6 protein-coding genes and 2 pseudogenes are annotated in these 8,488 nt (G+C 65.8%); 2 read left to right on the forward strand and 6 right to left on the reverse strand.

Translation table 11 applies throughout. From position 1 onward, the window contains the following. Window positions 1-176 precede the first annotated feature (176 nt). Window positions 177-734: a transposase gene (locus tag FV242_RS30990; RefSeq protein WP_147941605.1), complete on the forward strand. Its 558-nt coding sequence runs from the start codon at window positions 177-179 to the stop codon at window positions 732-734. Window positions 735-1,455: 721 nt separating this feature from the next. Here the strand turns inward: FV242_RS30990 and FV242_RS35910 are convergent. The 6 genes and pseudogenes from FV242_RS35910 to FV242_RS31015 all read right to left on the reverse strand — a co-directional run. Beyond that, a pseudogene (locus FV242_RS35910) lies at window positions 1,456-2,604 on the reverse strand (ATP-binding protein); the annotation flags it as partial. A 372-nt stretch (window positions 2,605-2,976) separates the two neighbouring features. Next, window positions 2,977-3,357: pseudogene (locus FV242_RS36210) on the reverse strand (anti-sigma regulatory factor); the annotation flags it as partial. Continuing rightward, a complete protein-coding gene (locus tag FV242_RS31000) occupies window positions 3,354-4,358 on the reverse strand; it encodes a SpoIIE family protein phosphatase (protein ID WP_147941607.1) in 1,005 nt (334 codons plus the stop codon). The pseudogene FV242_RS36210 and the gene FV242_RS31000, both read right to left, overlap by 4 nt. Before the next feature lie 3 nt (window positions 4,359-4,361). Beyond that, a complete protein-coding gene (locus tag FV242_RS31005) occupies window positions 4,362-4,784 on the reverse strand; it encodes an anti-sigma regulatory factor (RefSeq protein ID WP_246692971.1) in 423 nt (140 codons plus the stop codon). Continuing rightward, window positions 4,747-5,145, reverse strand: coding sequence for an STAS domain-containing protein (locus FV242_RS31010; RefSeq protein WP_147941608.1), 399 nt, complete (start codon window positions 5,143-5,145; stop codon window positions 4,747-4,749). Before FV242_RS31010 ends, FV242_RS31005 begins: the two co-directional genes overlap by 38 nt. Window positions 5,146-5,162: 17 nt before the next feature. After that, on the reverse strand, window positions 5,163-6,038 hold the full coding sequence (locus tag FV242_RS31015) for an STAS domain-containing protein (RefSeq protein WP_147941609.1): 876 nt from the start codon (window positions 6,036-6,038) through the stop codon (window positions 5,163-5,165). 391 nt (window positions 6,039-6,429) lie between these two features. Between FV242_RS31015 and FV242_RS31020 the strand changes: the two genes are divergently transcribed. Further along, window positions 6,430-8,391 carry a response regulator gene (locus FV242_RS31020; protein ID WP_147941610.1) on the forward strand — a complete coding sequence of 654 codons (1,962 nt, stop codon included), beginning with the start codon at window positions 6,430-6,432 and terminating at the stop codon, window positions 8,389-8,391. The last annotated feature ends 97 nt before the right edge of the window (window positions 8,392-8,488 follow it).

Raw genomic sequence — 8,488 nt, forward strand, 5'->3', positions numbered from 1 at the left:
CCATCGACGTGCAGGCCGTCCGGGACCAACGGCAACGACGGGTTCGAGATCGGCATCGCACTGCCCTCGGGCCACCACGTGAACCAACGCCCGAATCATCCCGCAGCACCGAAATTGCGGATGAACCAATGTTCAACGCTGTTTGACAGGCCGGAACGCTCGTCTTCTTCGGCACCCTGGCCCCACTCTCCGACGCCAAGGCCTTCGTCCGCGCGCTCGCCCCGGTGCGCAGGAAGCGTTGGGTCGTCTACGCCAAACCGCCCTTCGCCGGACCGAAGGCCGTCCTCGCCTATCTGTCGCGCTACACCCACCGCGTGGCCATCTCCAGCCGGCGCATCCTTGCCTTCGATGGGCAAAACGTCAGCCTCCGCGTCAAGGACTACCGCCGCCCCGAGGCCGGGCAGGCGCGGGTCATGACCCTGTCCGCCACGGAGTTCATCCGGCGCTTCCTCCTCCATGTCCTGCCGCGCGGCTTCCACCGCATCCGGCACTACGGCTTCCTCGCCGGCTCGAACCGGAAGGACGCTCTGGCCCACATCCGCACGATCCTCGGCACACCGGCCCCGCCGCGATCCACCGACCCTGAACCGGACACCCGAGACGCTGCGACCGACGCTCGACCGCCTTGCCCCCGCTGCGGCGGTCCCATGAGAACCGTCGGCTCCTTCGCAGGCTGGTACCAGCCGCGTGGGCCGCCGTTCAGCCCCGCGCCGAACCGGGCGTGTACGCCATGACCCGGCATGGCCTGGCACCACCACACATCCGAGGAGGCGCATCTCGGGGCACGCCTCTCCGCGTGCCGAACGCCAGAATGGTCTTCACAAACCCTGTCGCCCGACCTGTCGCGCTCCGGCAAACACCGGAGACCGAGCAATCCAGGAGCGCTCAGGCACCCAGGCGCTGGTAATCACGCGCCTTCCGTCCCTCGCTGGGGACGACGGTCTGCCAAAATCCCCATAACTCTGCGCCCGCCATCCCGCGGGTTCGTTCTTCCACGACTTTCGTACGCCTGACGGCGCCCGAAACTCTTCAGGTTTCCTGCCCGTCCGCTTCCGGACAGCGAATGCAGGAAGCAGACATAAACGGGGGACCGCTGACGACCCTTTGCGGCAGTCGGAAACGTCCGCTTATGGGCTCTTTGGTAAGCCCGTGACCTACGGCAGGGTCGGGTGGTTTCCTGCCTGTCTGCTTTCAACCGGTAAATATATAGAGCGGGCGCTTTTTCGAAGATTGATGAGATAAAAAAATTCAGCGATCGTTGGCGCTCAAACTCGACATCAACTTTCTGATTGGAATTGGCGATGCCGCGCCCAATCAGGCCGCATACTGCTGGTGATCTTGATCTCGGGCTCAATGATCTGTTTTACGGATCAAAGTTTTGCTTTAAAAACCTAGAGTTGGACGAGGCTGCTTTACCAATGAAGTGGCCTCGTTGATGTTTGCCCCTCGCCACTGTCACGCCTTCGCCGCGATCATGGCGCTGACGCGTGCGGCCAACGTCTCGACTGGGAAAGGCTTTGTGATCATGGCCATCCCGACATCGAGGAACCCCGTCGGGGTCGCAGCGCCCTCGGCATACCCGGTGATGAACAGGACCTTCAGGTCGGGGCGGGTCTCACGTGCCTGGTCGGCCATCTGACGACCGTTCAACCCAGGCAGGCCGACATCCGTGATGAGAAGGTCGATTTTCGCGGATGTCTGCAGGACCTGCAGTCCGGTTGGACCGTCAACGGCCTGGAGCGTCCGGTAGCCGAGGTCGTGGAGTACCTCGACGACAAGGTCGCGAACCACCTGCTCGTCCTCGACCACCAACACGATCTCGCCCTCGCCACGCTGGAGTTCGGGCACCTCCGCCACGGTCGCCACCTCGGCACCGGCGCCGCGATATCGAGGGAGGTAGATGCCGATGCTGGTGCCGACGCCGACCTCGCTCTCGATACGGGCATGCCCCTCGGACTGCTTGGCGAACCCGTAGATCATCGAAAGGCCGAGACCGGTGCCCTGGCCGAGAGGCTTCGTGGTGAAGAACGGGTCGAAGGCCCGTGCGATGATCTCCGGCCGCATGCCCGTACCAGTGTCCGTCACCCGGATGCAGACGAACTCTTCCGGCATGTCGCCGGGCCTCGGGTCCGCGACCTTCTCGGAAAGATGACCATTGCGGGTCTGAATGGTGAGGGAGCCCCCGTTTGGCATCGCGTCGCGCGCGTTGATGGCGAGGTTGAGGATCGCGTTCTCAAGCTGGTGCGGGTCGCATAACGTCGGCCAGAGGCCGTGCGCCGTCTCGATCCGCAGCTCTATGGCCTCGCTGATGGTCCGCCGCAGCAGGTCCGACATACCGATGATGAGGGCGTTCGCATCGGTCGGCTTCGGGTCTAACGGCTGCCGGCGCGCGAAGGCGAGGAGGCGGTGCGTCAGCGCGGCCGCCCGGTTGGCCGATGACATCGCCGTCTCGACGTAGCGGCCGATGTTCTCCATGCGGCCCTTGGCCATGCGCGATTGCAGCAGGTCGAGCGACCCGACGATGCCGGTCAGCAGGTTGTTGAAATCGTGCGCGATGCCCCCGGTCAGTTGGCCGACAGCCTCCATTTTCTGGGCCTGCCGCAGATCATGTTCCATGCGCCCGCGTTCGAGGGCCTCGGCCCGAAGCCGCTCGTTGGCCTCCGCAAGCTCGGCGGTCCGGGCAGCGACCTGGCTCTCCAAGTTGGCGCCCGCCTCGCGAAGCTGGACTGCCTGGGTTTCAAGCTCGGCATAAAGCGCCACGACCCCGCGGTTGGTCTCAGCGAGCTCGGCGTTGAGGCGGAGTGCCTCTTCCTCGCGCTCGGCGATCTCCGCCAGGCTCCTGAGCAGGTCGCGGTTCTGCTCCCGCATCGCCGCGCTGGGGTCCTCTGGGCGGGCCCGGGCCACGGCGTCCGCCATCGCGGCCAGCCCGGCCCCGGTGAAGGACTTGCCTCCGGCGGGCAGGAGCTTGCCGAAGGTGACGACGGTGCCGCGTCCGACGGTCGAGGAGATCTCGAACCGGTCCATCAAGCGACGCGAACCCGTGATGCCGATGCCGAGCCCGGTGGTCGACCGGTAGCGGCCTTCCAGGATCGCGTCCAACTCGGGGATACCCGGCCCCGCGTCGCTGATCCTGATTGCGAGGGATTGTCCTTCCCTGCCGTCGTCGACGCCGTACTCGACCTTGCCGCCGCCGGCGTAGCCCAAAGCGTTCCGGGCGATCTCCGAGACCGCCGTGGCGATCCGGGTCTGGTCCTGCACTCCGAACCCGAGGCGCTCACCGAGGCCGCGGACGCGCTGGCGCACCGCGATGACGTCCTCCTCCCGTTCGATCGAAGTGGTGAGGAGTGGCCACCTCACGAGGATCCTCCTCGGATGACCACGACCGTGGCGTCGTCGCGTACGCGGGTAAAGTCGCGATACAGCACCCCGGCGATGAGGCTCGGGTGCGCCCCGACGAGCCCGGGATAGGCTTCGAGCGACCAGCTCGTCCCGATACCGTCGGAGCACAGCACGAACAGTCCGCCGACGGGAAGCGGGTACTCGAACTCCTGGATGCGGCGGGCCACATGGCCGGCGGTCCCGGCGAGGGAGACCGTACGCTTGGTTTCACCGTGGCCCACGATGGCTCCTGCGACGTTCCCGATGCCGGCGAAGGTCACCAAGCCCTTGTCCGGCTCATAGCTGGCGACAGAGACCGCCCCTCCACGGGTATGGCCTAGACCGGCATGGACGGCGGCGAGAATGTTGCCCGGCGCCTCGTGCTCGTACTTGCGGAACAGCCGCACCGCCTCCTGGGAGGCCTTCGCTGCCTCAGGGCCATGTCCGAGCCCATCGGCGACGATGATGGTCCATCCTGTACCGCGCCGACGGATGCAGTACGCGTCCCCGTTCACCGTCTCGCCTCTCAGCGGCACCGCCACCGCGCCGGCGAAGGGCTGGACCGCCGCATCCGCATCCTTGGCCGTGGGGTTGGCGACGAGGCGGGAGAGGATCCCGGTGCCCTTGCCAGGCCAGGACACGATGTCGAAGGCCTGGGACTGCCGTCGCACCGCCCCAAGACCGTTGCCGGCGCTTCCCCCGGTCGAATGCCCGTCGCGCATGGCATCGGCGAGATTGGCTAGGCCGGTACCCTTGTCCAGGGCCAGGATCTCAACCCCGGTCCCGGTCTCGTCCTCGAACGCGTTCAGGATGATCTCGCCGGAAGCCCCGTACTTGACGAGGTTGGTCGACAGCTCCGTCGCGACGATGGCGACGCGACCGGTCGCTGTCTCCCCGAACCCCAATCCCTGTGCCAATCCGGTCGCACGCCGACGGGCCTCGGCGACCTGGCTGGCCTCCGTCACGGGTACGCTGATCATCGCCTACTTCCAGCGCGCGATGGTTACGCGGGTCCCGACGCCGACGGCCGACTCGATATGGAACTCGTTGGACAGACGTTTCGCTCCGCCCAGCCCGAGGCCGAGGCCGCCGCCCGTGGTATAGTGATCGGTCAACGCCTTCTCGATGTCGGGAATGCCGGGCCCCTTGTCCGAGAACGACAGCCGTACGCCCTTGCGCATGCCTTCCTGCAGGACATCGATGCGGACCTCCCCGCCGCCGCCGTAGTCGAGGGCGTTGCGGGCGAGCTCGCTGGCCGCGGTGACGATCTTGGTCTGGTCGACGAGCCCGAGACCGACCTCGATGGCACGCGCACGCACGGCCTGCCGAACACGGACCACGTCATCGCCGGAGCGGATGGGAAGGGTCTCAGTCCTCGCGACGGGCACGTGCGCTCCCGTCTTCATCGTCCTCGTGGAGGCGGGCCTGCATCATCGCCATGCCGCGCTCGACGTTCAGGGCCGTCTTGATGCCGGTCAGTTCGAGCCCGAGCTCGACGAGGGTGATGGCAACCGCCGGGCGCATGCCGACCACGACAGTCTCGGCATCAAGTACGCGGGAGATGGCGGCGATGTTGTCGAGCATGCGCCCGATGAAGGAGTCGACGATTTCCAGCGCCGAGATCTCGATCAGCACGCCGCGGGCGCCCGTCGAGACGATCCGGTTCGTCAGATCCTCCTCCAGGGCGAGGGCGAGCCGGTCGTGCATGTCGACCTGGATGGTGACGATGAGCACGCCGCCGAGCTTGAGGATCGGGATGCGGTCCATGATGGCGGTCCCGGTCCTCAGGAAGCCGACGGGACGACGGGTTGCTTGCGCACCACCGTTCGGCCGGTCCGCCTCAGGGCAAGGGCGAAGGCGTCCGCTAGGGTCGCTTTGGAGACCACGTTCAACTCCACGCCAAGGTGGACCATGGTCTGCGCGATCTGTGGCCGGATGCCGGAGATGATGCAATCGGCGCCCATGAGGCGCGCCGCCGCGATCGCCTTCAGAAGGTGCTGCGCCACCAAGGTGTCGACGGTGGGCACGCCGGTGATGTCGATGATGGCGATCTCCGCCTCCTCGTCGACGATGGCCTGGAGCAGGTTCTCCATGACGACGCCGGTGCGGGCGCTGTCGAGGGTGCCGATCAGCGGCAAGGCGAGGATGCCGTCCCACAGCCTGACCACCGGGGTGGACAGCTCGGCGATCTCCTGACCCTGGCGCCCGATTACCTCCTCGCGGCTCTGGAGGAACACCTCCATCGTGTGGAGCGACAGCTGGTCGAGCAGGTGGCTCGTCGATAGGATCCCACCGGCCAGGGCCTTGGCGTCATCAGCGTGAAGCCGGGTCAACGAAGAGAAGATCGGCTCTTTGAGCGACAGGACGAAGTTGGCGGTGTCGGTCGGCGTGAAGCCTTGGATGGCGCGGGACCGCGAGATTTCGCCGAGGGTATCGCGAAGGGTCGCGTAGGCCTCCAGGTCCCCGTTCGAGCTGCCGGACGCCAGGGCATCGCGCAATTGCCCGAGTACCGTCTTGGCCTGGGTCTGGAGTTCGGCTTCCCGGATGCGGCCCGTCTGCAGCGCTCCGCCGGACTTGAGAAGGTTCAGCCATCCCGTGAGGATCGCGTCCTCTTCCTCGGATACGACCCGTACCAGGGCCGCGGTTCCCTCGTTCGCCATTCGTAGATTCCTCGTGCCCGCGCCCGTTTGGCAAGGGTCACTGCAATGCTCGGGTGGACATAGCCCCTTGCCGAGGGAAAACCTAGCGAGCCCAAACGTTTGTACCTGGGCTGCATGCTTCGAGCATCGTCATTCGTCGAAGTTGCGACCTCCCCGCACGGAACCGGCGGTCACCACCGCCCTGGATCCCGTCGCGATAACGAACGGCGGATCGTGCGCCCGACCGGATCGAACCGCTAAGATCCGTTTAAACGAGTCGTTCATTCGGGAAGCGGGTCTTTCTCTCCCGGGAAAAATGGAGGTTCTGCGACGAATTTCGTTCTATCGGATACCAAGCGGCGGCGAGAACCGGTCGCTTTCCAAAGCATCCGGGGCGTGACACTCCCCATCCATGAGCAGCCTGCACAAACTGATCGGGACGGTCGCCCGCCGACGTCATTCGCCGGTCACGGATTACGGCGTCACGTTGCTGCTGGTCGGCGCCATGACGTTCGTCCGGTTTCTGGCACCGGCCCATGTCGCACCGTTCCTGCTGTATATTCCCGTCCTGCTCGTCGTCACCCTGGCTTTTGGCTGGGGTGCCGGAACGTTTGCGCTGTCGTTGTCCACCCTGATCGCCGCGTGGTTCTACACGCGCGATGGGATGCTCGGCAGCGTCGACGTGGCCCTGCTGTGCCAGTACGTGACTGTCGGCGCGACCATGGTTTGGATCTGCCACGCGCTGCGCCGGTCCGTGGTGCAGAACGAAGCCACCCTGGAGCGGCTCAACGCGGCGAACCACATTCTCGTCGACAGGGAGACGGCGTTGACCGACGCCAACGCCGTGGCGGAGGCCGCTAAAGAAGCGGCCGAGCAGGCCAACGCCGCGAAGAGCGACTTCCTTGCGAACATGAGCCATGAACTCCGGACCCCGCTTTCCGCCATCATCGGCTACAGCGAGATGATGGGCGAGGAGATCGCGGACGGCTGTTCGGCGTCGGACCTCGTGGCCGACATCGGCAAGGTCGAACGTAACGCGCGCCACCTGCTCGGGCTCATCAACGACGTGCTGGACCTGTCCAAGGTCGAGAGCGGCAAGATGGAGGTCTACGCCGAGGATTTCGCGGTGGAGGACATGATCCGCGACGTCGCGGGTTCTGTCGCGACGTTGGTCGGCAAGAAGGGCAACAGCCTGGAAATGCAGTTCGCCCCCGGGCTGGGCCGGATGCATTCCGACCTGACCAAGACGCGGCAGGTGCTGTTCAACTTCCTGAGCAACGCGGCCAAGTTCACAGACAAGGGTACCATCACGGTTGCTGCCTCCCGCATGACGGACGCATCGGGTGACGACCAGCTATCGTTCTCCGTCTCGGACACCGGAATAGGCATGACGGCCGAACAGGTGTCGCGCCTGTTCCGGCGCTTCGAGCAGGCCGACGCCTCCACGACGCGTAACTTCGGCGGCACCGGTCTTGGTCTTTCGCTCACGCGTGCCTTCGCAGACATCCTTTTCGGGACCATCACGGTGTCCAGTGTGCCCGGCCAGGGCAGCACCTTCACGTTCACCGTCCCGGCGATCTACGTCCCACCCGTCGACGAGCAGGCCTCGCCCGATCCGGACGTCATCGGCGATGGCGGGGCGGAGGGCGACATCATCCTGGTCATCGACGACGATACGGATCAGCTCGCCCTCACGACGCGGTTCCTCCACCGCGAGGGCTTCCGGGTACGGACGGCCACGAACGGCAGGAGCGGGCTTGACCTTGCCCGGGAGCTGAGGCCGCGAGCCATCCTGCTGGACGTGATGATGCCGGGCGTGGACGGATGGTCTGTGCTGAGCCAGATCAAGGCTGACCCGATGTTGGCGCCGATCCCGGTCGTGATGGTCACCTCAGTCGACCAACGCAAGCTGGCGGCGTCCCTCGGCGCCTCGGACTACATGCTGAAGCCGGTCAACTGGGCTCGGTTCGGCAAGATCGTGAACCAGTTCAGGCTGGCGGAGCCCGACCGGCGTGGCACCGTGCTCCTGGTCGAGGACGAGGCCATGACCCGCATGGCGATGCGCTCCACCCTGGAGGAGGACGGCTGGTCGGTCGTAGAGGCCTCGAACGGCGAGGAGGGCCTGAAGCAAGTGGCCAATGCGAGGCCGGATGTTGTGATCGTCGACCTAAACATGCCCGTCATGGACGGCTTCGCCTTCCTGGAAGGCGTTCGGGCCGTGCCCGGCTGTGCGGACATCCCGGTGCTCGTCCTGACAGGCCGGGAGTTCTCGGCAGACGACCGGAGCAAGCTTCGCGGTGCCAGCCAGATCCTCAATCGTGGCGACCTGGCGTCGGCGAGCCTAGCTGAAAGGCTGAGGAACCTAACGGTCTAGTAGGGGGCGAGGATGGTTCGGCACATTGGTATCATAGCCATTTTTCACGCATCCTCGGTCGAAAGCGGGCCCTCCGCAGGGGCACGTAGCCCGGGGG

The organism is Methylobacterium sp. WL64 (genome assembly GCF_008039945.1).
GTDB lineage: Bacteria > Pseudomonadota > Alphaproteobacteria > Rhizobiales > Beijerinckiaceae > Methylobacterium.

What these genes read in the sequence shown, in the direction of transcription:
- FV242_RS31000 (WP_147941607.1), bottom strand. Translation starts at nt 4,358, where the DNA reads ATGATCAGCGTACCCGTGACGGAGGCCAGCCAGGTCGCCGAGGCCCGT.
- FV242_RS31005 (WP_246692971.1), bottom strand. Translation starts at nt 4,784, where the DNA reads ATGAAGACGGGAGCGCACGTGCCCGTCGCGAGGACTGAGACCCTTCCC.
- FV242_RS31010 (WP_147941608.1), bottom strand. Translation starts at nt 5,145, where the DNA reads ATGGACCGCATCCCGATCCTCAAGCTCGGCGGCGTGCTCATCGTCACC.
- FV242_RS31015 (WP_147941609.1), bottom strand. Translation starts at nt 6,038, where the DNA reads ATGGCGAACGAGGGAACCGCGGCCCTGGTACGGGTCGTATCCGAGGAA.
- FV242_RS31020 (WP_147941610.1), top strand. Translation starts at nt 6,430, where the DNA reads ATGAGCAGCCTGCACAAACTGATCGGGACGGTCGCCCGCCGACGTCAT.